We start from the raw sequence: 25,982 nt of genomic DNA, 5'->3' as shown, positions 1-25,982 counted from the left end.
GCAACACCCCGCCCTCACCGGTCAGCTTCAGCCCACCGGCCTTGGCGCGGCCCACCAAATGCTCGACAAGCTCGTCGTCCAGGCCGTCCAGGCCGGCCTCGGACGGCGACTCTTCAGCGTTCTCCACGCCGGACATCATCTCGGTCATCAGGTGCACTTCCATGATCGGGAGTTACACCGCTCGTCTTACAGTCCCGCCGTCGGCCGCACCAGCCACGAGGTGGCGGGGTGTTGGGCGGCCTCGAGGATCTTGCCCGGGTGCCCTAGTGTCGTGAGTCGTTAATTAGTTGGCAGTATGCGGAGAGGGTTTCCAGGATCTGGTCGGCTGGCTTGGTCCAGACGAACGGTTTCGGGTCGGCGTTCCATTCGTTGATCCAGCACCGGACGTCGCGTTCTAGTTCGGTGACGCTGCGATGGGCTGAGCGGCGCAGCTTGCGGTTGGTCAGTTCGGCGAACCATCGTTCGACCAGGTTCAGCCAGGAACTGCTGGTCGGTGTGAAGTGCAGGTGGAACCGCGGGTGCCGGATCAGCCATTCCTTGACCTTGGGTGTCTTGTGGGTGGCGTAGTTGTCCAGCACCAGATGCAGGTCCAGGTCTTTCGGGACCGCGGCATCGATCAGCTTCAGGAACCGCAGGAACGCCTGATGGCGATGTCGACGGTAGTGCTGTGCGATCACCGAGCCGCTGGAGATGTCGAAGGCGGCGAACAGGCTGGTGGTGCCATGCCGGACGTAGTCGTGGGTCATCCGTGCCGGGGTGGTGGGCATGATCGGCAGAATCGGTGCGGTGCGATCGATCGCCTGCATCTGGGATTTCTCGTCGACCGCGAGGACCAGCGCGTTCTCGGGTGGGCTCATGTAGAGGCCGACGACATCGCGGACCTTGTCCACGAATTGCGGGTCCGTGGACAGTTTCCAGGTCTCGATCGCGTGCGGTTTGAGCCCGAATGCCCGCCAGATCCGCGAGATCGCTGACTGCGACATCCCCGTGGCCGAGGCCATCGAGCGAGTCGACCAGTGCGTGTCCCGGCCCGGCGTTTCCTCCAGCGTCTTGGTGATCACCGCGTCCACCCGCTCGTCAGTGATCAGGCGCGGCCGGCCAGGGCGAGGCTCATCCGACAAACCCTCCAGCCGGTCTTCGGCAAACCGCGACCGCCATTTCGACACCGTGTTCCGTGAGACACCCACATCCCCGGCGACCTCGCCGATCGACCCGCCCTCGGCGCAGCGCAACACAATCCGGGCTCGCAACGCCAGCGCCTGCGCGGTCTTGCGGCGACGCGCCCACCCGGTCAACACCGACCGTTCCTCATCAGAGAGCACCACGGGGTCAAGCTTCGGGCTCGGCATCACCACACCCTACAGCTGCCCACGAACTACCGACTCAGGACACTAGATGGTGGGTCAAGTGACGCCGACATCAGCGAGGTCTGGACAACGGTGTAGCGGCATTTTCCGCCGTCGCCGCGCTCGTCATACATCTACTCGGCCAACTGCACACCCGTCGGGGCCCCGAGCTTCATTTTCTGCCCGCCGATGCCGCCACGCGCGCGGGCGGCGACCAGGCAATTGCAACTGCGGCCGGCCATACGGCGTCGCAACGCTCCCAAATCCATTCACCAAAGCAAAAACCGTTCCCCGCCTGTCCCAGGAGGACCGATGGAAGACAGCAATTCCGGCTTCGATCGCAGAGATTTTCTCAAGATCAGCGGCGGAGTCGGCATGGCGCTGGCGCTCTCAGGTTTGGTCGGAGCCGGCTCTGCCGAGGCTTCGTCGGCGAGTGTCGCCGACAAGTTCATCAAGGCGCAGCACGCGTTGCTGGACAGCCCGAAAGGCAAGTACCGGCCGGGCACGCGGTGGTGGCTGGCCGAAGGGCTGCACACCGACGCGACCATCAAGGCCGACATGAAGATGCTCCACGACATGGGCATCGGCTCGGTCGAGATCGTCTGCATGCCTGAGCCCAATGTGGACAGCGACCTGAGCGACACGGTCTTTGTCAACAACACCACCGGCAAGACCCCGCAGCAGATCTACAGTTGGGGGTCTGATGAGTGGAAGAACGACACAAAGCTCATCATCCAAGAAGCCAACAAATACGGCATGGGCTTCTCCATGACCAGCGGCACACACTGGGCCAACGCGAACCTGCCCATCGAAAACCTCAAGTTCGACGACGACGGCGCAGGCAAAGCACTGGGCTACGCCATCCAGACCGCCACCGGCGGTACCGCATTCAGCGGCACGTTGATGCGCTCAGTGATGACGGTGGCCGGAACCGTGCGGCAGGATCTGATCTCCGTAGTCGCACTACAACGGGCAGATGACAACACCGGCTCGGTCACCGCTGACGGCAGCATCTCCGGCACCATGAGCTACACCGACCAGTCGGTCGTGCTGACCGGCAAGGTCACCCTCAACGGCGCGCCGGTGAATCAAAGCACCATGAAGGACCCCACCGGCAAAGCCAATTACTCCCTGAACTGGACCCCGGCGGGCACCGGGACCTGGGACATCTACGCGTTCTGGATGCAGGCGACCGGCCAGGCACCGACACCCTCGGCCACGACGAACGTCACCATCAACTACATCGACCCTGCCGGCATGGCAGCGTTCATCGACTACTACAAGAAACACATCTTCAATGACCACGAGTTGAAAAAAGCCATCATCGACAACGGCCGCGGCGAGATGTACATGGACTCGCTGGAGATCTCGACCAGCAACTCCAACGGCGGTGAATTCTGGGGCTCCACACTCATGAGCGAGTTCCAGAAACGCCGCGGCTACAGTCTCGAACCATACCTACCCCACGTCATCAGGAAGGACGGCAGGGCGGGACTGTCCTCATTCCTGACCATTGGTGCCGACCAGGTGGCAGTGAACAAGGTTCGCAACGATTTTTTCCAAACAATCACGGATATGTACACCGACAATGTTCTCAAGCCGCTTCGCGCCTACCTGAACGACGACATGAACATGAAGCTGCGCGCCGAGATCTCTTACAACGTGGGCTACGAGATCACCACGCCGGCCCAAGCGGTGGACTACGTGGAGACCGAATCGCTTGATTTCGGAAACCAGTTGGATTCACAGAGGACGCTGGCAGGTGCGGCCCACGCTCATGGGTTACGCTACTCCAGTGAGACCGGCGCAATCAGCGGCGAAAACTACGCCTGGCCGCAGGATCGATTCATGCAGATCATCAACACCCAGTTCGCTTCCGGCGTCAGCCACACGGTGTTCCACGGCTATTCGAGCATTTCAGGTGCCGACTCCCACGACCCGTCGAACCCGTGGGACGGCACCTACTGGCCGGGCCACGAAGGCATGTACGCCCGGTACTCGGAGCGGTGGGGTCCGCGCCAGCCGGAGTCCACGCAGTACACCGACTACATGCCGATGATCGCGCGCACCCAAGCCGTGCTGCAGCAGGGCAAGCCACAAATGGATCTGGCGATGTTGCGCACCGACTACGCCTTCAACAGCGACCACCCCCACCCCGACTTCATGCGGCACCGGAGGGCCAACTACTTCAAGGACCTCGAACTCCAGGACAACGGGTACACCTACGAATACTTCGCACCCGAGATTCTTGAGAACAAGAGCATAAAATACACCAAGACCGATGGCCTGATTCCCGAAAACGTCGGGTACCAGGCGGTCATCATCTACCAGGATTCCATCCGGCTGAAAAGCGCTGAAGCGATCTACCAGTTGGCTCGACAGGGTCTTCCGGTTGTCATCGTCAACGGTCTGGTCGAGACGCTGAGCGCGACCAGGAACTACCTGAACGCCAAGGCGGCAGTGCACACCCTCGGCAACGACGGTACCGACGCCGAGCTGGCGAAGGTGATGGCACGGCTGAAGAAGCTCCCGAACGTCAAAGAAGTCAACGCGAACGTTCCCCAGAGCGCAACCTCCCCCGACCCGAGCGCCGAGGACTACGAAGAAAAGTACTACTACGGCAAGACCGGGGTCTACGACGCCCTGAAGCGGCTAGGAGTGCGACCCCGCGCCGAATACGCCACACCGAACCAAACCGTTCTCACGGCCATGCGCAGGACCAAGGACACCGTGTACGTGTGGGCCTACAACTTCATGGAAAAGCGCGGCGACTACTTCAACAATCCCATCGACGCCGAGACCGTGACGACGACCATCAGCGTCGGCGCGGTCGGCAAGCCGTACCGCATCGACACCTGGTCAAGCGACATCGAGGCACTTGCCCTGTACAAGACCTCCGGCGGACGCACCTCGTTCGACGTGACTCTCGCACCAGGACAGACCACAGTGATCGCCATCGACCTGGAAACCAAGACTCCCGCACCCCTGCGAAGCACCAATGCACCACAGGGCGTAGTGACCGCCGACGGCGTAGCCATCCTCGCCACGGATTCCGGCCGATACACCGCGAAACTGGCCGACGGCACCACCGTGACCAAGAACATCTCCGTACCGGCCAACATCAACCTGACCAACGCGCAATGGAACCTGGTAGTCACCAGCTGGACACCCGGAGACAAGAAGACCCTGACCGAAGCGCGCAAGGGCTACACCACCAAAGAGGTCTACTACACCACAAAGAAGACCGAGATCAACGTGGGCACGACCCGGCTCATCCCCTGGAAGGACATGACGTTCACAGTCCAGGAACCGGCCTCGGTATCGGGTGTCGGTACCTACAGCACCACATTCAGCCTGCCCGGTTCGTGGAATTCCTCAAACGGTGCATACCTGAACATCGGCTCCACCGATGGTGCCCTGGCCCAAATCTGGATCAACGGAAAGAAGGTCCCCGCCTACGACTTCATCGCCGGACGCATCGACGTGAGCTCCGCCCTCAAAGCCGGCACCAACACGATCAAGATCGAGGTATCGAGTTCGCTGCGCAACCAGATGAGGGCCCTGGGCTATCCCAACCTGCCCGCCGCCAACAGCGTCGCCGGTGCAGTCGCATCGTACGGCCTGCAAGGCAATGTCTCACTCGAGACCTTCACCGTCGCAGTAGTCGAACACCCAGGTCATCCCCACCAAGCCGGGCAGTGATCCGCACGCCGCGCTGATCACCACATCCGCGGGGATGGTCGCGGCGCTCATGCGCGCCGGGACCATCCCCGCCCCGGCGACGTCGCGCTCGGCAAAGGGGCTGAGCTGCGGAGAACTCGAACCAGGCTCGAGACGCGTCACCGGCCACGGCATCACCCGCATCCGACAGCTGATGACCGACAACGCCTAGGCTTACCGTTGATCCTCGAAACGAGGTCTGCGCCGAGCAACGTCCGGCAGAAGTTCAGCAAGCCCCACTGCCCCGGCAGAACGGTACAGTCGAACGTCTCAACCGCACGCTGCACACCGAATGGGCCCCACCTCCAGGCCTTCGCCAGCAACGCCGACGGCACCGCGGGCCCATTGCACCCTAAGCTCAAGCACTACAGCACTGAACGCCGCTACAGCGCACTCGGTGGACCCACAACCCCCAACAGGATCGAATCACGCCACGCGCCATCGTGAACACGTGGTCGCGGACGCCTTCGCGGACAAACCCAAGACGTTCCACTACCGCCGGTGAAGCGACATTGTCGGGTCCGATCGCCGCCGTGACGTGGTGCAGATCCAGCGGCCCGGCGAAGTCAGGCGCGCTGCGCACCGCGTCCGGGGCGTAGCCCTCCCCCGGCGCTCGGCGAGGACCGCGTAGCCAAGTTTCGCTGCGCGCACGCCGGTCAGGCCAAGCCGGCAAAGCCCGATGAGGTGGTCGTCGTCGGGTTGGGTCAGGCCGAAGTAGTACTCGTTCCTCGGCTGGATCTTGGCGCGCTGACCGCGCCGTCGATCAGTGCCTGTGCAGCTTCGCGGTTTCGGCTGGCGAATGAGGGAATCATCGGTGACGCCGAGTTGGTCAACAGGACTCAGCGCGCGCTCGGACCCGTGTGAACGCCTGCGAAACGCCACACAGCGCTCGCCCTCGATCTGATCAGAGCCGCCGCGACCTCAGCCACGGGGCCGGGGCGCCGTCCCGGCTCCCTCCCAGACTTCATCGAAGATGCCATCGATTGTTCCGAGCAGCACGCCTCCGCGAAGAAGATGACATGCGCAACACCGACGTGCGGGCGAGGGCAAGGGGATCACCGGCACGTCGCGCGGTCTCCCCTGCAGGCTGCGGATCGCCCGGGTCAGCAGCGACAGCTCAGCTGTGCAACTCCAGGGCTGGGCCGGCGGGCGGGTGACCCGGGCCGAGGCCCAGTGCTCACCGCCGAAACGACCCGATCACGCCGATCACCACGCCAACCGCCGCACAGCAGGCCACCAGGCCACGCTGGACCGCACGACACGATCCAGCACAGGCGAGCCCGAGCGGTCGGAAACACGACAAGAACAGCCGACACACCCACGACACCGCAGGATCTCCTGTGACCAGCCGAAAGGACCTTGCCCGGGCGTCACCGACCAGCTACCCGAGTGTCCACCGATGGGCTACCTGGTCGGCACGGGCATGGCCCACCGGCCGTCAGGAACCCGAAGTTTTATCGGCCCTTAATCGCCCCTACTTGCGGGTAGCAAAAAAGCCCAGGCCTGTGACCTGGGCTTTGCTCCCCCGCTTGGACTCGAACCAAGAACCCTCCGGTTAACAGCCGAATGCTCTGCCAGTTGAGCTACAGGGGATCGTATTCGGTTGTGCACCGGATCTCCGGCGCGATGGAAAGAACTTTAGCGCACCACCTGCGCCACCCGAACAGGGGGGCCCTCTTCGCGGATCACGCCCAGGGGGCGCCGGATTGCTGGACAATGGAGAGTCGGAAGTCCGACTGACGAGAGGCGTGGCCACTGATGAAGAAGTTCCTGCTGGGCGTGGGTCTGGGATACGTGCTGGGGACCAAGGCCGGCCGGGGACGGTACGAGCAGATCGTGCGCACCTACCGCAAGGTGATCGACCACCCGATGGTCCAGGGCGCCGCGGGAGTGGCGCGGGCCAAGGTCGGCGAGAAGTTCGGCCGGGGGCGTTGAGCCGCACACGTACCGCCCAGGGGTCCGTGAGCGCACCTGGAAAACCTCAGGGGATCCGCGCGACGAAGAAGATGCGGCGGAACTCGAACCACGTCGTGCCGTCCGCGCGGGTCGGGTAGGCGTCGTCGAGCAACGGGGCGAGCTCGGTGCGGAAGGCGGCCCAGTCGTCGTCCGGGAGGGCGGCGCGGACGGGCCGCAGGGCGGTGCCGGTGATCCACTCCAGCACTGCGTTCTCGCCGGCCAGGCGCTGCATGTACGTGGTCTCCCAGGCGTCGACGAGGCAGCCCGCATCGGCCAGCAGGGAGGCGTACTCCAGGGGCGACGAGACCGCCTCGTCCTCGCGCAGGACCAGGGTGGCCAGGCGCGAGGACCACGCCGGGGAGGCCGCCAGCTCGCGCGTGATGCGGTGCGACGGGGCGCCGAAGTTGCCCGGCACCTGCACGGCCAGCACCGCGCCCGAGGGCAGCTGCGAGACCCAGCGGCGCAGCAGGTCGTCGTGGCCCGGCACCCACTGGAGCACCGCGTTGGAGACGACCATGTCGGTGTCCGGGCGCGGCGCCCACTCGCGGACATCGGCGACGTGCGCGTCCAGTCCGCGAGCGCGGGCGGCGTCCACCATCTCCGGCGAGCTGTCCAGGGCCTCGAGAACGGCGCCGGGCCAGCGGCGGCCCAGCTCGAGCGTGAGGTTGCCCGGGCCGCAGCCCAGGTCGACGACGCGGCGAGGGGCGTCGGCCGAGATTCGCCCGATCAGGTCGTAGAAGGGGCGGCCCCGGAGGTCCGCGTAGTCGAGGTACTTGGCCGGATCCCACATGGCGAACCTCCCGAAAGCTAAACCGTACGCCCGTACTGAGTACGAGCGTACTGCTCACTCCCCCGGGTTGGCCAGCTTCTCGGCGACTTCTCCGGCGATCGCCTCCACCAGCGCCGGGTCGGTGCCCGGGTCGGGGCGGACCTGCAGCACCGTGCCGTCGCGGCCGGGAACCTTGCGCTGCACGAACCACGCGCCGCCGCCGGCACCGAAGTCATGGCGGTGGCGGGAGCGCACGGAGCCGTCCACACGCAGGCGCACCTGCGGCGGCACCTTGCCGGGCGCGGGCAGCCGGAACCGCACGGGCGGGCGGTCGGTGACCACCATCACGGCGCCCGCCTCCCCCGTCTCCTCGGACTCCGTGAGCTCGAAGACGCCGTCACCCCACGCGGCCTTGGCCACGAGGTGCCAGAAGACGCGGCGGGGACCGTCGTCGGTGGGGATCCACAGGCCCAGGCTCGTCACCACGAGCTCGCCGCCGCCTTCGACGCCCGCGACCGCGATCACGTTCTCGCCCGCAGCGAGCTCGCCCGGGAAGTCCGCGGGGAGTCCCCGGCCCATCAGACGGTTCAGCCAGCCCATGTCAGTCCCATCCGGACGCGGCCTGCTCGCGAAGCGACTTGCGGTACTGCTCCAGCGCTACGAGGTCGCCGAACAGCGCGCGGTAGTCGTCGGGCGCCTCGACCGGCGAAAGGCGTTGCAGCTTCGACTTGATCTCGCCGATCTGGCGGCCGACGAGGCTTTCCTGCACCCCCGCGAGCACGCCGGAAATGTAGCGCGAGTCCACTTCTCCCAAGGCGCGCAACGGTTCCACGGCGAGCTCGCTCAGCACGCGCCGCACCGTCCCTTCCGGACAGTGCTGCGTCGCGGCGTCGAGCAGGGCCGAGCCGGTGAGCCCCGATGCGGCGCCGCCGGCCTTCAGCAACGCCAGGTGCACCGCGACGTACACGGGGTGCGTGAACGCCTCTTCGGGCAGCGAGTCGTACTCCGGCCCGGCGATCGCGGGCTGCTGCAGCGCGGCCTTGAGCGCCTCGCGCTGGCCGATGAACCGCGGGTCGCCGGGGGCGGGCCGCGGCAGGTCCTGCTTTTCCGGCTGCTGCGCAGGGGCCTGCCGGGACACGGGCTGACGCAGCTGGGGCGTCTGCCCGCCGCGCTTGGCCGTGGCCCCGGCGGCGCCGCGCACGCGGTTCACGACCTGCGCCACGTCCTGCCAGCCGACCCACCAGGCGAGCTTGGACGCGTAGCCGTCGCGGCTCGCGCGGTCCTTGATCGCCGCGACCATCGGCACGGTCTTCTGCAGCGCCGAGACCTGGCCGTCGACCGAGTCGAGGTCGAACTGCTTGAGCGTGCTCTTGATCACGAACTCGAACAGCGGCGTCCGGCGCGCTACGAGGTCCTTCACGGCCGCGTCGCCCTTCGCGATGCGCAGCTCGCACGGATCCATGCCGTCGGGCGCCACCGCGATGTAGGTCTGGCCGGCGAAGGTCTGGTCGCCCTCGAACGCCTTGAGAGCGGCCTTCTGGCCCGCCGCGTCACCGTCGAAGGTGAAAATGATCTCGCCGCGGAACGCGTCGTCGTCCATCATCAGCCGGCGCAGCACCTTCATGTGGTCCTCGCCGAACGCCGTGCCCGACGACGCGACGGCCGTCGGCACGCCGGCCGCGTGCATCGCCATCACGTCGGTGTAGCCCTCGACCACCACGACCTGGTGGCGCTTCGCGATCTCGCGCTTGGCCTGGTCGAGGCCGAACATGACCTGCGACTTCTTGTAGATCTGCGTCTCGGAGGTGTTGAGGTACTTCGCCTCGATGCGGTCGTCGTCGAACAGGCGCCGCGCGCCGAAGCCCACCACGTCGTTGCCGACGTCGCGGATCGGCCACACCAGCCGCCGGTGGAAGCGGTCCATCGGGCCGCGCTGGCCCTCTTTGGACAGCCCCGCCGCGAGCAGCTCCTTGACCTCGAACCCGCGGTTGAGCAGGTGCTTCGTGAGCTTGTCCCAGCCGCCCGGGGCGAAGCCGCAGCCGAATTGCTTGGCCGCGGCGGCGTCGAAGCCGCGCTCGGCGAGGAAGTCACGCGCCGCGCGCGCCTCGTCGGTCACCAGCTGCTCGATGTAGAACTCGCTCGCCGCGCGGTGCGCCTCGATGAGGCGCGCACGCGTGCCGCGGTCGCGCTGCACGCTCCCGCCGCCGCCCTCGTAGTTCAGCCGGAGGCCGACGCGGTCCGCCAGCCGCTCGACCGCCTCGACGAACGACACGAGGTCGATCTTCTGGATGAACTTGATGACGTCGCCGCCCTCGCCACAGCCGAAGCAGTGGAACGTGCCGTGCGTGGGGCGCACGTTGAACGACGGGGTCTTCTCGTTGTGGAACGGGCACAGCCCCTTCAGGCTGCCGCCCCCGGCGCGCCGAAGCGCGACGTACTCCCCCACGACCTCGTCGATCCGGTTGCGCTCACGCACCTCCGCGATGTCGCTCTCCCGAATCCGTCCTGCCACGGTATCCACAATAGTTCTCCCTCCCCGGTGGCTTTGCGGCACACTCGGCCTCATGCGCACGCCGACGGCACTCGACGACCTCGCCCGTCAGTTCGCCGCCCACCGCGGCCACCTGATCGGGGTGGCCTACCGGCTCACGAGCACCCGCTCGGACGCGGAGGACGCCGTGCAGGAAGCGTGGCTGCGCCTGGCCGCGCTCGACGACGCCGGGCGCGCCGGCATCCGCGACCTGCGGGCCTGGCTGACCACCGTCGTCGGCCGCATCTGCCTCGACCGCCTGCGTTCGGCGCCCGCGCGGCGCGAGCAGTACGTGGGCCAGTGGCTGCCCGAGCCGATCGTGACGCCCTTCGGCGCGCGGGTGAGCGAGGACCCGCTCGAAGCCGCCGTGCGCGACGACGGCATCCGCATGGCCGCGCTGGTGGTGCTCGACAAGCTCACTCCCGAGCAGCGCGTGGCGTTCGTGCTGCACGACGCGTTCTCGGTGCCCTTCGCGGAGATCGCCGGGATCCTCGGCTGCTCGCCCGACGCCGCCCGCCAGCACGGCTCCCGGGCGCGGCGCGCGCTCGAGAGCGCCGACCCGCCGCCGCGGGCCGAGCTGACGGAGCAGCAGCAGGTGCTGGAGAAGTTCGTGACCGCGCTGCTGGCCGGCGACATCCGGGCGATGGCCGAGGTGCTGCACCCGGACGTCGTGCTCATCGGCGACTCCGACGGCAAGGGCCGCACCACACGCCAGATCATGGTCGGCGCCGACAAGCTCACGCGCTTCTTCCTGGGCCTGATCCAGAAGTATGAGCCCGGCGTGATCAGCCGTGGCGCGCCGATCCTGGTCAACGGCGACCTCGGCCTGTGGCTCCCCCCGATGCCCGGGCACGACGGGTTCCTCTCCGTCGACGAGCACGTGCAGTCCATGAGCCTGCGCGACGGCCGCATCGTGGCCATCTACGACATCGTGAACCCCGACAAGCTCACGCACATCACGCGGCCCGAGGCGGGCTCGAGCGCCTGAGCACCGAAGCGCGGATCGGCGTCAGGCGTCTCGCGTTCGGTCCAGCCGCTCGGGAAGGCGCCGGAAACCGGCCGACTCGTAGGTCGCGACCGCGGCGTCGAGGGAGCTCCGGGTGCAGACCAGCGCGCTCGACGCACCCATCTTCTCGAGCTCGGCCGCCGCGGCGACGCAGATCGTTCGGCCGTACCCACGCCCGCGATGATCGGCGTGGACGCCCATCGGTTCGAGCAAGCCCGGCTTCCCCGGACCGGCGGACCACACCGTCACCCCCGCCACGGGAACGCCTCTCTCGTCGCGAGCGAGCAGGCACCGTGCGTCGGTACCGGGCAACCCCGCCGTCATCGCGCGCCACAGCTCGTCGGTGAACCGCGGGTGGCCCCACGCCGACCGGTGGACAGCGGTGAACTCGGACTCCTGCCCGGGCGCGACGACCTCGGTCCGCAAACCCGGTTGTTCCACCGGCCGGGTGAGGTCGCGGCGCAGCGGCGTCCACTGCTCGCCGAGGCTCCAGCCGACCTCGGACAGCAGCTCTTGCACCCGGGTGCCGTCCGGCGCCTCGACGGAGGCCGTTGCGTCCGGCAGCACGCCACGTCGTGGTTCGGACACGTCCGCGACGAGCCGGTGAGCCAGCTCCTCCTCACGCCAAGCCCAGGGCGCCACCGTCATCCGCACCACGTCGGGACCGTCCAGGAACCCGATGGCGAGAAACTGTCCGTCCCGGCTCCAGGTCCGGACCGCCGCCGCCGTCGCGTCCGCGCCGAACCGCCAGTACCAGCCCAGGTCGCCCGGGTGCAGCTGGATCGGCGCGGCGTCGTGCTGCCAGTCGCGGAGAGCGCGGACGACGTCGCCGAGCCGGCCGGCGTCCGGTGTGCTCAGTTCGATGGCCACGGTGGTGATGAAACACCTTCAGGCCGGAACGGGCACCCGAATTGCCGGGGCACCCGGCGGTCCGGACCGCCTGCCGCTCAGGGCAGCGGCACCCGGCACGCGTCGCCCGACGTGAAGCCCTGGTCGACGATGCCGAGCGCGCTGTTCATGCGCGCGCGGGAGTTCTCGAGCGCGATCTGGTAGGTCAGCTCCAGCACGCCGGCGCGGCCGAATTCGGCTTCGAGCTCGGCGACCTGCTCGTCGGTCACGCTCACCTGCGCACCCGACATCGCGTCGGCGTAGGCCACCGCCAGCCGCTCGGCGCGCGAGAACGCGGACGAGGTCGCGTAGTCGTCGATGCGGCGCAGCCGCTCGATGTCGAGGCCTTCGTGGCGCTGCAGCATCGTGCCGAAGTCCACGCACCACGAGCACCCGATCCGCGTGGCGACGCGGTACACCGCCAGCTCACGCACGTTGGCGGGCAGCCGCTTCGACGCCTTCTCGGCCATCAGCTCGTGGACCACGGTCGCGCGCAGCAGCCCGGGGTTGTGGGCCACCACGGCCATCGGCTCGGGCACGGCGCCGAAGCGCTTCCCGGCGAACCGGTAGAACAGCTTCAGCAGCGGGCCGGCCTCGGTGGTGCGCTTCGCCGGGATGCGGGACATGGTCGTCTCCTCTTCGTCGGTGCTGACGGAGGAACGAGACAGCGAGCGCGGGTGTGACAGCGGACCGTGGCTCGAAGTCGTCGACGGCGGGATCAACCTGGCGCCAGCCTCGGTCGATCGGTTCGGCTGCAGTGGCCGGGCGTACGCGGCCGGTGAAGCGAGGCTCCATCGCCCGCAGCTGGATCGAGTCGTCTTCCCAAAAACACACGGCGCAGATCGCGTGGGAGCCCGGTGGTTCCTCGAACACCAGATGCCCACAGCACGGGCAGGGGTACTGAACCGTCCGCTAACGGCGGGCCGTGACCGCGCGCACGTCCCAGATCCACACCCCGTCCACGAACTGCGCGGGTTTGCGCAGCAGCAGCTCGACGGTGGCGCGGTACGCGTCGTCGTGCTCGCGCGGGATGAGGACGAGCACGCTGGCGTTCCAGTAGCGCAGGTCCTTGATCGTCTGGTCGCGGTCGGCGTCGGTGATGGGCTGGACCTGGCCGGAGTCGCGGACGCGGTCGAGGAGGGTGGACGTGGGGACCTGGTAGGAGCCGTAGCGGCCGCGTTTGTCGTCCGGGCCGCTCGGGCCCACGAAGTAGCCCTCGGGCATCGCGTAGCCGAGTCCCGCGTCCATCTGCCAGTGCAGCGGCTCCGACTCACCCGAGCCGGGCAGCGGGACGGGCACCACGGTGCCACCGGGGGCGACGTACGTGCGCCAGGTGCCGTCGGCAAAGAAGGCCGGCGTCGGCGGGCGGTCCTTGACCAGCAGCTGTGTCGGCGCGATCGGAAGGAGCACGGCGACCACCGCGCCCATCCAGAGCAGGCGCAGGGGCAGCCGGTGCCCGCCGTCTTCCGGGTCCGGCAGGGTCTCGGCCGTGGCGAACACGCGCTCGGTGGCGATCGCCAGCAGCGCGCCGATCGCGGGCACGCACGCCATCGCCAGGCGCGACTCCAGCAGCGAATCGAACAGCGGCAGGTCCGCCAGCAGCTTCCACGGCCCGGCCACGCCGGTGTCCACGTGCACCGCCATGAGCTCGACGCCCATCGACAGCCAGGCCATGAGGAACATCGCGATCGCGAGCGAGCGCGCGACGGCCTCGCGCCACAGCCAGATCGTGACCACGACCATCAGCGCAATGAGCGGCCAGCCGAAGAACGCGTTCTCCTCGGTGCGGTTGATCGACACGTCGGCGGCGGCGTCCGGCTGGCCGGCGATCGACTGCGCGGCGAACCGCGTGAACGCGGCGAGGTCGTTGCCGACCGGGCCGTGTTCCAGCCCGGAGTAGCTCTGCGGGCCGAAGAACTGCCACCACAGCGGGAAAGCCACCAGCACGCCGGTGATCACCACGGCCGGCGCGCCCCCGAGCAGCAGCGGCCGCACCATCGCCTTGATCTCCCGCGGGCGCGACGCGAGGTAGGCGACGGCGAAGATCACGAAGCCCAGCGCGAAGATCAGCAGCGGCTCTTCGCCGAGGAAGATCTGGTACGCCGTGAGCACGCCGAGCCAGATCCCGTTGCGCACGAGCTTGCGGCCCTGCGCCAGGTGGATCACCTTGAGCGCCAGGAACGGCAGCACGAACCACGCGACGAAGTTCGGGTGCGCGTTGCCGTGCGAGATCATCGACGGCGCGAACCCGGCCACCGCGCCGCCGATCGCGGCCGCCGCGCGGTGTCGGACGAGGTGGCGCGAGAACACCCAGTACCAGGCGGCCGCGGTGCCGGCGAGGCTGCCGGTGAGCGCGATGGCCCACGTGACCGTGGGGCCGAAGGCGAGCGTGATCGGCGCGAGCGGGATCCCGACGCCGAGCATGGCCGTGTTGGCCATCATGTTCACGCCGAGCGGGTAGTTCTGCAGGTCCGAGTTGAGCGGGTTCTGCAGGTGCAGCACGGATTTCGCGGTGACGTCGAAGAACCACTCCCACAGGTTCTGGTCCGACGCGCTGTTCCACAGGTAGCCCGTGCCCAGGTCGCCCCAGAGACCGCCGTACAGGATGAAGGCGAACGCGAGGAAGGCCGCCATGATGCCGGCGTCGGCCCACGAGGGGCGCAGCCTCGGCGTGGCGGCGGGCGCGGACGGCCCGGGGACGGCGGGGATCAGCTCGGTCCTCGCTTCCGGTTGGAAAAGACTCACTACGGGCGCACCACCCGCGCGAAGAAGTACACCGCGCCGGTGCCGGCGTGCCGGACGAGCAGGAGGAACGGCCGGTCCACCGCGACTTCGAGCGGCTCGGCCGTGGACAGGGACATCGTGCGCATCTGGATCGCCGTGGCGGCCGCGCCTTCGAGTCCCTGCTCGTCGAGGCGCAGCACGGCCTGGTGCACCACGCTGTCGACCCACAGCGGGCGCGTGGCGGTGAGTCCGGTGAGGTCCGCGTCCTGGGTGAACATCTCGCGCACGCCCAGCGCGTGCAGGGCGCCGTCGAGGTCGGTGCGGACGTCGAGCTTGATCTTGGGCAGCGAGAGGCGCACCTTGCGGCGTTTCGGGCCGTCGAGAAGCCGCTTGAGGTTCTGGGTGCCGAGCCCGGCTTCGGCGGGTGCGAGGTCGCCGTCCGGGAGCAGGACGACGGCTTCGACGCCGCCTTGCGCGGGGAGGCTCACGACCTGCCAGCCATCGGCCCGGTGGTACCCGACGGTCTCTTCGAGGTGCATGGTCGGCACCCGGCGGGTGGCTCCGGGGCTGTGGAAGTCCGCGGGCGCCGTGGCGCCGTCGGGGAACGGGTGGCGCCAGGCGGTCTTGAGGTAGAGCGCGTTGACGAGGCTGGCGCGGGTGTCGGCGCTGATCGTGCCGGAGGGCAGCAGCTCCGGGATCAGGCCGTGGGTGATCCGGTCCACGTCGGTGTTGATCAGCCCGCGCGCGGCTTCGGGATCCGTGGTGAAGGGCGCGGTCTCGGCCTTGCCGCCGGGCCAGGTGACGAGCTCTTCGAGAAAGACGCTCTCGACCGTGATGGCGTCGGACGCCCACAGTGTGTTGGCGACGGCCAGCTCGGCCTCGTCGCCGAGCGTCGCGGCGTCGCGCAGCACCGCGGCGTGCGCGTCGAGGTCGACTTCGCTGGTGGCCAGGAGCTCGCGCAGCTCCTCGGCGGTCCGCCCGCGCGCGGCCCGGGCCGCCAGACCCAGCGCGCTGGCCGCGGAGTACGGCGAAAAACACGCGTCGCCCCCACCCGCCGCGGCGGTGCGTCGCAGGGCGAGCGTGAAGTCCAAGTGGCTGTCCACGGCCATGCGGCGACCGTACCCGACCGGGTGGTTCCGGCGGCACGGAACCGATCAGCCGAAGCCTCGCCGCCCCCGCTTCTCGCCTCCGGCCGGCCCGGGGTCGAGGCAGCGACTGGTCAGGCGTGCCGGCCCACGTGCCAGCGGTGCCATTCGTGGGCTTGCGCGTCGGTGAGCGAGGCGACCTGGTCGACCACCACCCGCAGGCGCGCGGCGTCGTCGGCGGCCGCGTGCCACGGGGGCACGAAAAGCGGGTCCAGGGACTCCGGGGCGCGGCGCAGGAGGGCGGCGACCAGCTGCGCGATGAGCTCGCGCTGGCCGTCCTGCATGGCGAGGCGGCGGCGGTCGCTCATGACGTAACGCAGGGCCAGCGCCTTGAGCAGCGCGACCTCCGCCGCGACCTGGTCCGGGACGGCGAGGCGGGCGCCGTAGCGCAGCAGGGGGCCCTCGCCGTAGACGCTGCGGGTGCCGGTGACCGCGGCGGACGCGAAGCGGCCCACGAGCTCACTCGTCAGCTGCTTCAGCGCCACCTGCCCGCGCAGCGAGCCGTCCGGGGCGGTGCGGACGAGGGCGGCCACCACGGGCAGGTCGAGCAGCTCCTTGGCCGCGCCCTCCAAAGTGGACGCCGACAGCGTGGAGAAGTGCCGTGCGGCGGCCTCCGCGACGGCCGCGCGTTCGTCCGGATCGGCCAGTACACCGAGCGCGATGCGCCCCGCCAGCACTCCGTCCTCGACGTCGTGGACGGAGTAGGCCACATCGTCGGACCAGTCCATGATCTGGGCCTCGAGGCACCGCCGCTCGCCCGGCGCCCCGGAGCGCACCCACTCGAACACCGGCACGTCGTCGGCATACACGCCGTACTTCTGCTGCCCTGGCCGGCGCCGCCACGGGTACTTCGTGGTCGCGTCGAGGCAGGCGCGCGTGAGATTCAGGCCCGCCGGCGCACCGGCGTCGTCGAGGGACTTCGGTTCGAGGCGTGTGAGGATGCGCAACGTCTGCGCGTTGCCCTCGAACCCGCCGCACGCCTGGGCGACGTCGTCGAGCGCCTGCTCACCGTTGTGCCCGAACGGTGGGTGCCCGATGTCGTGCGCGAGCCCCGCCGTGTCGACGAGGTCCGGGTCGGCGCCCAGCTCCTCGGCGATGCCGCGCCCGATCTGCGCGACCTCCAGAGAGTGCGTGAGCCGCGTGCGCGGCACGCCGCTGACTTCGGCCCCTTCGCCGGGGCCGACCACCTGCGTCTTGCCCGCCAGCCGGCGCAGCGCGGCCGAATGCAGCACGCGGGCGCGGTCGCGCGCGAAGTCGCTGCGCCCGTCGGGCCGCGCGCCGGCCAGCGCCGCGCCCTTGGGTGCCTCGGCCAGCACCCGGGCGCGGTCGTACTCGGAGTACCCGTCGCTCACCCGGTCAGCTTAAGCGCGGCCACCGACAATTCCCCGAGGAAGTTCAGCCCATGAAGGTGTCGAACAGCTCGTCGGCCGGCGATCTCGTGAGCTCGTAGAACAGCAGCGCGCCCGTCTCGCGGAAGATGTAGCGGACCTGCGTCACCCGCTCCTGCACGATCGGGCCGCTGTGCGTCGGCGCGGTCCACGCGTCGAGGCCGAGGTCCGCCGCCATCGTCCGCGCGCGGTAGGAGTGCCACGGGTCGCTCACGAGCACCGCCGTGTGCCAGTCGTGCGCCTGCACCTGGTCGGCCACGGCCCGCAGGCTCCGCAACGTGTCGCTGCCCTCGCCGACCGCCAGCGTCGCCGACGCGGGCACGCCGTGCTGCGTCAGCCACCGCGCGCCGGCCGCGGCCTCGGTGAAGTTGTCGGCCGCCTTCTTGCCCCCGGCAGTCACCACGGTCTTCGCGACGCCCGCGTCGTAGAGCTGGCGCGCCTTCTCCAGCCGCGCCGTGAAGATGTCCGACGGCTTGCCGTTGTACTGCGCAGCCCCCAGCACCACGATCACGTCGGCCGGTGTGCGGTCGTTCGCGCGCGCGACCTGCCATACGCGGAACGCCGTGCCGCCGACGACAGCGAGCACCACGAGCACCGCGCCGAACGCGATGCGGCGCAGCCAGCTCACAGCCGTGGGTGGTGTTCTCATGCCCGCCATCTTTTCAGAGCCGCACGCGATTCCGGCGCAGGCACCCCGGCGTCACAGCCAGCCGCGTTCCTCCGCCAGCCGCACGGCCTCGGCGCGCGTGCGGGCGCCCGTCTTGCCGATCGCGGCCGAAAGGTGGTTGCGCACAGTGCCTTCCGAGAGGAACAGCGCCTTCGCGATGTCCGCGACGGTGCTGCCGTCGCGCGCGGTCGAGAGCACGTCGCGCTCGCGCCCGGTGAGCGGGCTCGCCCCGGTCGCCAGCGATTCGGCCGCCAGCGCGGGATCCACCACGCGTAGTCCACTGTGGACTCGCCGGACGGCTTCCACGAGCTGCTCCGGCGGCGCGTCCTTCACCACGAACCCCGCGGCGCCCGCGGCCATCGCGCGCGCCAGGTATCCGGGCCGGCCGAAGGTGGTGCAGATGATCACCCGGCACGAGGGCAACGCGGTGTGCAGCTCCGCGGCCGCGGCGAGGCCGTCCTTGCCGGGCATCTGCACGTCGAGCAGCGCGACGTCCGGCGCCGACTCCTTCGCCGCGGCCAGCACCTCGTCCCCCGACCCGACCTGCGCGACGACCTCGATGTCGGCTTCCAGACCCAGGACGGTCGCCAGGGCTCCCCGCACCATCGCCTGGTCGTCGGCCAGCAGAACGCGGATCACGCAAGTCCTCCCGCGGGTTCGGCGCGCACGGCCTGGACAGCCGGCGGCTCCGGTTCCGGAACCTCCGCGCGGACCTCCCATCCTCCTCCGGGCCGCGGCCCGCTGCGCAGCGTCCCCCCGACGCCGCCGACGCGTTCGGTGAGCCCGCGCAGCCCGTTGCCCTGCTCCGCTTCGGCCCCGGCGCCGTCGTCCTCCACCTCGAGCCAGTCGCGCCCGAACCGCACGCTGACGCGCTTGGCCCCGGAGTGGCGCAGCACGTTGGTGACCGCTTCGCGCAGCACGTACCCGAAGGTGCTCTGCAGCTGCGGCAGCACGTTGTCCACCGCGTAGGGCAGGTCCGCCTCGATCTCCGCCGCCCGCAGGGCCGCGCGCGCCCCCGCGAGCTCCGCGGCCAGCGACACCTCGCGGTACTCCGACACGGTCAGCCGCACGTCCGACAGCGCGCTGCGGGTCAGCCCCTCGACCTCGCGGATCTCCTCGACCGCGCGCCCGACGTCACCGGAGCTCTCCAGCACCCGCCTGGCCAGACCGGCCTTCACGGTGATCGTGGTGAGGCTGTGGCCCAGCAGGTCGTGCAGGTCACGGGCCACGCGCTGACGCTCGTTGGCCACGGCGAGCGTGGCGATCTCCTGGTTGGCCCGCTCCAGGCGGCGGATGGCGCGGATGAGGTTGGCCATGAAGAACATCGCGATGGTGATCGAGGCGACGGAGATCAGGTCACCGCCGTTGCCCTCGAACCGGCCGTCGGCCAGCAGCACCAGCGTGACCGAGCCGAGTGCCACCGTGTCGAAGATCGCGGCCCAGCCCGGCGGGTAGAGGAACGCGAGCGTGGCGGTGCCGTATAGCAGGATGAACGGGCTGGAGTCGATCAGCAGCGTGGCGAGCAGGCCCAGCGTCAGCATCACCACGCCGAACACGACCTTGAACCGGCGGGGCTTGCCGAAGGCGACCGGGAAGATCACATAGCACGACGCGTAGGCGTAGACCAGCACCCCCAGCGCCACCCGCGCCCACAGCGGGCCGGTGTGCTCCACCAGGCTGCGGGTGGCCGGCACCAGGTACGGCAAGAGGAACAGCACCGCGAAGATGGGCCAGCCGATCTTGCCGGGCCCGCCGTTCTTCTCGGGCATCGGGTCGTCCCACCACGTGGCCCGATCGCGGATCGCGAACCGGGGCCGCGCGATCGCCCCGGGGTCGTCCTTCGCAGGCTGCACCGTCGTTCCCTCCCGTCCCGGTCAGACCCGGACGCTGTCCTTACGGTATCGCCTGATCACGAGCGTTCCGAGGACCACGGCCCACCCCGCCAGCGCCGCGAGCGCGGCCGGGAAGCTCACGAGCAGCTCGTTGGTCACGGCCGGGCGCACCAGCCCGATCAGCCAGTAGGTGGGCAGCAGCTGCGACACGTCCTGCATCCACGCCGGCATGCCCTCCAGCGGGATCCACAGGCCGCCGAGGAAGCCCATGCCCAGCATCACGATCATGGAGATCGGCTGCATCGACTCGGGCGTCGCGATCTGGCCGATCAGCAGGCCCAGCAGCACGAGCGGGATAGTGCCGAGCCACAGGCCCACGATCACGCGCAGCCAGCCGGCCCCGTCGAGGTGCACGCCCTCGACGAAGATCGCGACAAGCGGCACGAGCAGCAGCGTGGGCAGGCCCACGAGCATGCCGGACACGGCCTTGCCGCCGAGGTACGACGCCCCCGACAGTGGGGTCAGCCGCAGCTGCCGCTGCCAGCCGCTGGCGCGTTCGAGGGCCAGGCGCGTGCCGTTGGTGGTCGCCGCGGCGAAGAGGCCGAACGCCATCATGTTGACCATCACCACGGCCACCACAGCGGCGTGGTCCGGGGCGCTCGGCTTCGTGAAGACGTTGGCCTGCAACAGGAACATCACCACCGGGAAGGCGACGACGAAGATGAGGAACCGCATCGAGCGGAACAGCCGCCGGATCTCGACGGCGAGGTAGGACGGGTTCATCGGGCTGCTCCCGGTTCGGTGCTTGCTTCGGAGGTCAGGGAAAGGAACGCGCCTTCGAGGCCGACGGCGCCGATCTCGATGTCGTGCACGGCCGGCACGGCGGCCATCAGCGCGCGCAGCGTGGCGTCCGACTCGCTGCTGGAGATCGCGACACGCTCGCCGCGCAGCTCGAAGTCGGTCACCGCAGGCAGTGTCGCCACGAGCCGTTCGGTGTCCTCCCCGGCGCCGGGCAGCACGGCCCGGATCGTGCGCCCGCCGGCGAGCGCGCGCACCTGCGCGACGGACCCATCGGCGACCACGCGCCCGGCCCGCATGAGCACCACACGGTCGGCGAACTCCTCGGCCTCTTCCAGGTAGTGCGTCGCGAACAAGACCGTGCGGCCGCTGTCGGTGAAGGAGTACATGGACTTCCAGAACTCGCGCCGCGTGCCCACGTCCATGGCGGCCGTCGGCTCGTCGAGCACCAGCAGGTCGGGGTCCGAAACCAGCGCGACGGCGAAGCGCACGCGCTGCTTCTGCCCGCCGGAGAGCTTGTTGGCCCGCCGGTCGGCGATGTCCTCGATGCCCGCGCGCTGCAGCGCCTGCTCGAGCGGCATCGGCGTGCGGTGCAGCTTCGCGACCATGCGCACGGTCTCCCGCACGGTCAGGTCCTCGAGCAGCGCGCCGCCCTGCAGCATCGCCCCGATCATCCCGGCGCGCACCGCGTCGCCCGGCGTCTTGCCGAACACCGTGACCTCGCCCGCGTCGGGCTTGCTGAGCCCCAGGATCATGTCGACGGTGGTGGACTTGCCCGCGCCGTTGGGCCCGAGCAGCGCCACCACCTCGCCCGGCGCGATCGTCAGCTCGACGCCGTCGACGGCCCGCACCTGGCCGTAGTGCTTCTTCAACCCGCTCAACCGGACGGCGGCCCCCGCCGCGACATCCCGCGCCCCGCGCGTGGCCTGTGTGGTTACCATGCCCCGAAGACTGCCGGGATTCCGGCTTCGGTCCGCAGGCCGAGCGTCACGTCGTGACCGTGACAGGTGTCAGGGGTGGGCTGCGGCCGTGCTCATCCCCGGGTGGCGGATCTCATTTGCCGGGCTCCTTCACGAGACTCACCGGCCAATGCCGAGGTTCCTGCGATCGAGTTGCCGGCCGCAGCCACAACCTCCGCTATCGCGAAGCCGAAGCCGAGGTGATCCGCGAAAGCACGAACGGCCCTCCCCCGGGATCCGGGGAAGGGCCGTACGCGAAAAAAATCAGCAGCCGAGCAGGCGGGGCGCCAGGTAGTCCACGACCTTGTCGATCGCGATGCGCTCCTGGGTCATGCTGTCGCGTTCGCGGACCGTGACGGCCTGGTCCTCGAGCGAGTCGAAGTCCACGGTGACGCAGTACGGGGTGCCGATCTCGTCCTGGCGGCGGTAGCGGCGGCCGATGGCCTGCGCGTCGTCGAAGTCGACGTTCCAGTGCTTGCGCAGGGCCGCGGCGAGGTCGCGCGCCTTGGGCGAGAGGTCGGCGTTGCGCGAGAGCGGCAGCACGGCGGCCTTGAACGGCGCGAGCCGCGGGTCGAGGTGCAGCACGGTGCGCTTGTCGGTGCCACCCTTGGCGTTCGGCACCTCTTCCTCGTCGTAGGAGTCCACGAGGAACGCCATCATCGAGCGGCCGACACCCGCGGCCGGCTCGATCACGAACGGGCGGTAGCGCTGGCCCGAGGCCTGGTCGAAGAACGACAGGTCCACGCCCGAGTGGTTCGAGTGCGTGGTGAGGTCGAAGTCGGTGCGGTTCGCGATGCCCTCGAGCTCGCCCCACTCCTGGCCCGCGTTGAAGTCGAACCGGTACTCGATGTCGACGGTGCGCTTCGCGTAGTGCGAGAGCTTTTCCTTGGGGTGCTCGAAGTGGCGCAGGTTCTCCGGCTTGATGCCGAGGTCGGTGTACCACTTGGTGCGCTCGTCGATCCAGTACTGGTGCCAGTGCTCGTCCTCGCCCGGCTCGACGAAGAACTCCATCTCCATCTGCTCGAACTCGCGCGTGCGGAAGATGAAGTTGCCCGGCGTGATCTCGTTGCGGAAGGACTTGCCGACCTGGCCGATGCCGAACGGCGGCTTCTTGCGCGAAGCCGTCTGCACGTTGAGGAAGTTCACGAAGATGCCCTGCGCGGTCTCCGGGCGGAGGTAGTGCAGGCCTTCTTCGCTCTCGACCGGGCCGAGGTAGGTCTTGAGCATCATGTTGAAGTCGCGCGGCGCGGTGTACTTGCCGCGCGTGCCGCAGTTGGGGCACGGCACGTCGGACAGGTCGTCCTCCGACGTCTTCTTGCCGGTGCGGCCTTCGTAGTCCTCCGCGAGCTGATCGGCGCGGAAGCGCTTGTGGCAGTGGAGGCACTCGATCAGCGGGTCGGTGAACACGTTCACGTGGCCCGAGGCGACCCAGACCTGGCGCGGCAGGATCACCGACGAGTCGAGACCGACCACGTCCTCCCGGCCCTGCACCATGGTCTTCCACCACTGGCGCTTGATGTTGTCCTTCAGCTCCACGCCGAGAGGCCCGTAGTCCCACGCCGACCTGGTGCCGCCGTAGATCTCTCCCGACGGGAAGACGAAGCCACGGCGCTTGCACAGACTGACGACGGTTTCGATGGTGTTGGCGGGCACTCCACGCTCCGGACGCATGCGGGGACGGTTGGACTAGGAGGTTCAGCGTATCCGGCCGCCCCCGCGGTGCTTTCGGCGAGGTGAGCAGGGCTCAGGGCCGGCCCGTCAGCGACGCCGTCACGACCCGGTTGTCGTCGTAGCCCACCGCCGCGCCGACGTAGTCGCCGCCGCACGTGACGAGGACCAGTTCGTGGGGTCCCGCCGGGGAAAACAGCTTGGCGGACTCCGCGGCGAGCCCGGACTTGTGGATCGTGCGGACCTCGTCGACGCAGTAGCTCCACCGGCCGCCCGAAGTGTCGGTGACCGTCATGGTCTGGCCCTGCTCGACCTGCCACAGCTGGTCGAACGGACCGGTGCGGCCTTTCCAGTTCACGTGGCCCGAGAAGAGCGTGACGCCCTGGTCGGCGCCGAGACCCGAGCCCCACCACGCGGCCTCGGCGAGGCTCTGCGGAATCACCAGCGCGCCGTCGTCACCCACCGGTTCCTGCACGAGCTTCGCCGTTCCCCCACCGGGCAGCAGCACGGTGCCGGGCGTCCGCCCCGGGTCGGCTTGCTTCTGCGCCGCACCCGCTCCCGCCGCCGGTACCGGTACCGAGGCCGCTGAACTGGCGACGCCGGGTTCATCCTTTCCCGTGAAAATCAGGAGCGCGGCGACGAGCACCGCCACCACCACGGCCCCGACGGCGGCCAGTACCCACTTGGTCCTCGCGGGCCGTTCCTCTGTCCCTTGCATCGTGCTCCCTGCTGCGGTGTGTCGTGCGCAGGAAGACATGCCGCGGGACGCGGCCGGGGTTGCACCCGATCGCACTCAGTCCGGACGCGCCACCAGGTTCGCCGTGACAATGCGGTTCTCGTCATAGCCCTCGGTGCCGCCGACGTAGTCGCCACCGCACGTCACGAGCACCAGCCGGTGCGGCCCGGTCTGCGCGAACCACTGCGGTGCCTGCTCCGGGAGCTGTTCCTTGGGCACCGTCGCCGCGCCGGTCACGCGGTAGAGCCAGCGTCCGCCCGAGGAGTCGACGATGCTCACGTTGTCGCCCGTGCGCACGCGCCACAGGTCGTCGAACGGTCCCTTGGTGCCGGCCCAGTTCACGTGACCGGACAGCACGGCCGCGCCCTGCTTCGCGCCGAGGCGCGCGCCCCACCAGGCGGCGTCGCGGAGGCCACGCGGGATCGGCAGGATCCCGTCGCGAGTCACCTCGGTGCGCACGAGCCGGGCCTCGGACCCGTCGGGCAGCCGGACGCTGCCGGGGCGCTGCACACCCACGGCGGCGCCGTCCGCGGGCAGCTCGGCGGGCGCGCCGGCCTCGCCCGGCAACGAGCCGGGCGGGGGTTCGGCCGCGGCGGCGGGCACGGGCGCTGGCCCCCAGGTCAGCACGACCACGCCCGCGGCCAGTGCGAGCACGGCGACCACCGCCGACACGACCGCCAGCGCGGTGCGCAGCACGGGGACCTACTCGCCGCGTGAGCGCGCCGTGCGCCGGCGGCCCAGCCCGATCGCGAGCCCGCCGAACACCAGGCCGGCGACCAGCAGGCCGAGGCCGAGCGGCAGCCGGTAGTCGCTCGACGGAGCGGCGGCGCTGTCGACGGTCGTGCCGAGGTAACCGGCCGGGACCTCGGTGGGCACCGGCGGCTGCGTCGCCGTGGCACCGTTGCCGCTGCCGCCGGACACGGCTACGAAGTTCTTCGGGATCGAGCAGCTCACGCCGCCGAGCACCAGCGTGGTGCTCACGTCCGGCAGCGGCTCGCCCGACTCGTCGCGCACGTGGGTGGTCACGTCCACGCGCCAGCCGGCCTGGGCCGTGACGTCACCGTTGCGCCAGCCGTCCTGCCTGATCAGCTGGTCGAACGAGGACACCCGGGACACCACGACGTCCGAGAGCGACTTGGTGGCGTCGGCCCCTTGGATGGCCCTGGGCGCGCCCATGCGCAGGTTCTTCACGCTCAGCGAGGCCGAGCCCGCGGGCATCGCGACCTGCTTGAGCGTGTCGTCCTCGCCCCGCACCCAGAGCCGGGTGAGCGTGGTGGTGCCGGCAACCTTGTTCGGGGCCGAGCAGTCGGCGGCGCTGCGGGCGCTCTCGAGCACCAGCATCGTGTTGTCGACCGGGCGCGCCTTGCCGCGGTTGTTGTCGCGCAGGGCGTAGTTGGTCTCGGCGACGGCCGTCGGCACGTTCGTGGCCTGCAGAGCCGCGACGACGTTGTGGTCGCGGCTCGCGATCCCGGCCGGGAACGGGCTCGTGGCCGCATCGCCGAACTTGCCGAGGTCGATCTCCCAGTTGCCGCCGAACGTCGAGCGCTCGCCGTCGTTCTTCGGCACGGCCACGCGGTCGGCCGACAGCTTCGACTGTCCGGGGGTGAGCGGTGAACGCTGCGTCTCGGTGATCAGCGAGCCGCCGTGCTGCGGGTCGGAGCCCAGCCGCACCGACGCCACGTTGGCGAACGACACGGGACCGGTCTTTTCGTCCACGGCCTTCACGGTCTGCGTCGGCTGAGTCTGGGCAGCTGCCACCGGGGCGAGCGCGGGCAACGCCGCCACCGCCAGGATCACTGCCTTCGTCACGAAACGAGTCATTGTCTCCCCACTGCCTCCGCCTCGATTCG

At 69.5% G+C, this 25,982-nt stretch carries 22 protein-coding genes, 1 tRNA gene and 1 pseudogene; 3 read left to right on the top strand and 21 right to left on the bottom strand.

Annotation, left to right across the window (positions count from 1 at the left end; all coding sequences use genetic code 11):
* Nucleotides 1-263 precede the first annotated feature (263 nt).
* Nucleotides 264-1,349 carry an IS630 family transposase gene (locus AB0F91_RS24075; RefSeq protein ID WP_360600646.1) on the bottom strand — a complete coding sequence of 362 codons (1,086 nt, stop codon included), beginning with the start codon at nt 1,347-1,349 and terminating at the stop codon, nt 264-266.
* A gap of 309 nt (nt 1,350-1,658) precedes the next feature.
* Between AB0F91_RS24075 and AB0F91_RS24070 the strand changes: the two genes are divergently transcribed.
* Entirely contained in the window at nt 1,659-5,048 is a 3,390-nt protein-coding gene (locus tag AB0F91_RS24070) for a glycosyl hydrolase (protein ID WP_360600644.1), read from the top strand.
* 376 nt (nt 5,049-5,424) lie between these two features.
* On the opposite strand, the gene AB0F91_RS24065 is transcribed toward AB0F91_RS24070, so the two are convergent.
* Together AB0F91_RS24065 and AB0F91_RS24060 are read right to left on the bottom strand one after the other, a co-directional pair.
* Nucleotides 5,425-5,739, bottom strand: coding sequence for a GNAT family protein (locus AB0F91_RS24065; protein WP_360600642.1), 315 nt, complete (start codon nt 5,737-5,739; stop codon nt 5,425-5,427).
* An 847-nt stretch (nt 5,740-6,586) separates the two neighbouring features.
* A tRNA-Asn gene (locus AB0F91_RS24060) sits at nt 6,587-6,659 on the bottom strand.
* Nucleotides 6,660-6,824: 165 nt separating this feature from the next.
* Between AB0F91_RS24060 and AB0F91_RS24055 the strand changes: the two genes are divergently transcribed.
* Nucleotides 6,825-7,001, top strand: a complete 177-nt coding sequence (locus AB0F91_RS24055) for a hypothetical protein (RefSeq protein WP_360600640.1) — start codon at nt 6,825-6,827, stop codon at nt 6,999-7,001.
* A gap of 46 nt (nt 7,002-7,047) precedes the next feature.
* Here AB0F91_RS24055 and AB0F91_RS24050 read toward each other — a convergent pair whose 3' ends face one another.
* The 3 genes from AB0F91_RS24050 to dnaG are packed head-to-tail and all read right to left on the bottom strand — an operon-like array spanning nt 7,048 to nt 10,303.
* Complete coding sequence (locus AB0F91_RS24050) at nt 7,048-7,812, bottom strand: trans-aconitate 2-methyltransferase (RefSeq protein WP_360600638.1); 765 nt, start codon at nt 7,810-7,812, stop codon at nt 7,048-7,050.
* 54 nt (nt 7,813-7,866) lie between these two features.
* Entirely contained in the window at nt 7,867-8,391 is a 525-nt protein-coding gene (locus AB0F91_RS24045) for a hypothetical protein (protein WP_360600636.1), read from the bottom strand.
* Between the two features lies 1 nt (nt 8,392).
* The gene (gene dnaG / locus AB0F91_RS24040) at nt 8,393-10,303 is read right to left on the bottom strand and encodes a DNA primase (protein ID WP_360600634.1); all 1,911 of its coding nucleotides are present in this window, start codon (nt 10,301-10,303) and stop codon (nt 8,393-8,395) included.
* A 52-nt stretch (nt 10,304-10,355) separates the two neighbouring features.
* Between dnaG and AB0F91_RS24035 the strand changes: the two genes are divergently transcribed.
* Nucleotides 10,356-11,309 carry a sigma-70 family RNA polymerase sigma factor gene (locus AB0F91_RS24035; protein WP_360600632.1) on the top strand — a complete coding sequence of 318 codons (954 nt, stop codon included), beginning with the start codon at nt 10,356-10,358 and terminating at the stop codon, nt 11,307-11,309.
* 21 nt (nt 11,310-11,330) lie between these two features.
* Here AB0F91_RS24035 and AB0F91_RS24030 read toward each other — a convergent pair whose 3' ends face one another.
* The 15 genes and pseudogenes from AB0F91_RS24030 to AB0F91_RS23960 all read right to left on the bottom strand — a co-directional run bounded on the left by AB0F91_RS24030 (nt 11,331) and on the right by AB0F91_RS23960 (nt 25,941).
* Nucleotides 11,331-12,197 (bottom strand): GNAT family N-acetyltransferase, encoded by an 867-nt coding sequence (locus AB0F91_RS24030; RefSeq protein WP_360600630.1) that lies wholly within the window; start codon nt 12,195-12,197, stop codon nt 11,331-11,333.
* 77 nt (nt 12,198-12,274) lie between these two features.
* Nucleotides 12,275-12,841 carry a carboxymuconolactone decarboxylase family protein gene (locus AB0F91_RS24025; RefSeq protein ID WP_360600628.1) on the bottom strand — a complete coding sequence of 189 codons (567 nt, stop codon included), beginning with the start codon at nt 12,839-12,841 and terminating at the stop codon, nt 12,275-12,277.
* A gap of 175 nt (nt 12,842-13,016) precedes the next feature.
* A pseudogene (locus AB0F91_RS24020) lies at nt 13,017-13,103 on the bottom strand (CPCC family cysteine-rich protein); the annotation flags it as partial.
* 24 nt (nt 13,104-13,127) lie between these two features.
* Complete coding sequence (locus tag AB0F91_RS24015) at nt 13,128-14,849, bottom strand: glycosyl transferase (protein ID WP_360600668.1); 1,722 nt, start codon at nt 14,847-14,849, stop codon at nt 13,128-13,130.
* A gap of 110 nt (nt 14,850-14,959) precedes the next feature.
* Nucleotides 14,960-16,048, bottom strand: a complete 1,089-nt coding sequence (locus AB0F91_RS24010; protein WP_360600626.1) for a serpin family protein — start codon at nt 16,046-16,048, stop codon at nt 14,960-14,962.
* A gap of 110 nt (nt 16,049-16,158) precedes the next feature.
* Nucleotides 16,159-17,436 carry a deoxyguanosinetriphosphate triphosphohydrolase gene (locus AB0F91_RS24005; RefSeq protein WP_360600624.1) on the bottom strand — a complete coding sequence of 426 codons (1,278 nt, stop codon included), beginning with the start codon at nt 17,434-17,436 and terminating at the stop codon, nt 16,159-16,161.
* Nucleotides 17,437-17,479: 43 nt separating this feature from the next.
* Nucleotides 17,480-18,130 carry a YdcF family protein gene (locus AB0F91_RS24000; RefSeq protein ID WP_360600622.1) on the bottom strand — a complete coding sequence of 217 codons (651 nt, stop codon included), beginning with the start codon at nt 18,128-18,130 and terminating at the stop codon, nt 17,480-17,482.
* A 42-nt stretch (nt 18,131-18,172) separates the two neighbouring features.
* On the bottom strand, nt 18,173-18,778 hold the full coding sequence (locus tag AB0F91_RS23995) for a response regulator transcription factor (RefSeq protein WP_360600620.1): 606 nt from the start codon (nt 18,776-18,778) through the stop codon (nt 18,173-18,175).
* Complete coding sequence (locus AB0F91_RS23990) at nt 18,775-19,908, bottom strand: sensor histidine kinase (RefSeq protein ID WP_360600666.1); 1,134 nt, start codon at nt 19,906-19,908, stop codon at nt 18,775-18,777. Before AB0F91_RS23990 ends, AB0F91_RS23995 begins: the two co-directional genes overlap by 4 nt.
* 105 nt (nt 19,909-20,013) lie before the next feature.
* Nucleotides 20,014-20,754: an ABC transporter permease gene (locus AB0F91_RS23985; RefSeq protein ID WP_360600618.1), complete on the bottom strand. Its 741-nt coding sequence runs from the start codon at nt 20,752-20,754 to the stop codon at nt 20,014-20,016.
* Nucleotides 20,751-21,710 (bottom strand): ABC transporter ATP-binding protein, encoded by a 960-nt coding sequence (locus AB0F91_RS23980; RefSeq protein WP_360600616.1) that lies wholly within the window; start codon nt 21,708-21,710, stop codon nt 20,751-20,753. Before AB0F91_RS23980 ends, AB0F91_RS23985 begins: the two co-directional genes overlap by 4 nt.
* Nucleotides 21,711-21,992: 282 nt before the next feature.
* Nucleotides 21,993-23,381, bottom strand: coding sequence for a glycine--tRNA ligase (locus tag AB0F91_RS23975; RefSeq protein ID WP_360600664.1), 1,389 nt, complete (start codon nt 23,379-23,381; stop codon nt 21,993-21,995).
* 91 nt (nt 23,382-23,472) lie between these two features.
* Nucleotides 23,473-24,114 (bottom strand): class F sortase, encoded by a 642-nt coding sequence (locus AB0F91_RS23970; RefSeq protein WP_360600613.1) that lies wholly within the window; start codon nt 24,112-24,114, stop codon nt 23,473-23,475.
* 75 nt (nt 24,115-24,189) lie between these two features.
* Nucleotides 24,190-24,828, bottom strand: coding sequence for a class F sortase (locus AB0F91_RS23965; RefSeq protein WP_360600611.1), 639 nt, complete (start codon nt 24,826-24,828; stop codon nt 24,190-24,192).
* Between the two features lie 6 nt (nt 24,829-24,834).
* Nucleotides 24,835-25,941: a hypothetical protein gene (locus AB0F91_RS23960; protein WP_360600609.1), complete on the bottom strand. Its 1,107-nt coding sequence runs from the start codon at nt 25,939-25,941 to the stop codon at nt 24,835-24,837.
* Between the last annotated feature and the right edge of the window lie 41 nt (nt 25,942-25,982).

It is taken from the genome of Amycolatopsis sp. NPDC023774 (assembly GCF_040639695.1).
Taxonomy (GTDB): domain Bacteria; phylum Actinomycetota; class Actinomycetes; order Mycobacteriales; family Pseudonocardiaceae; genus Amycolatopsis.
This window is presented reverse-complemented; position numbering and strand designations above follow the sequence as displayed.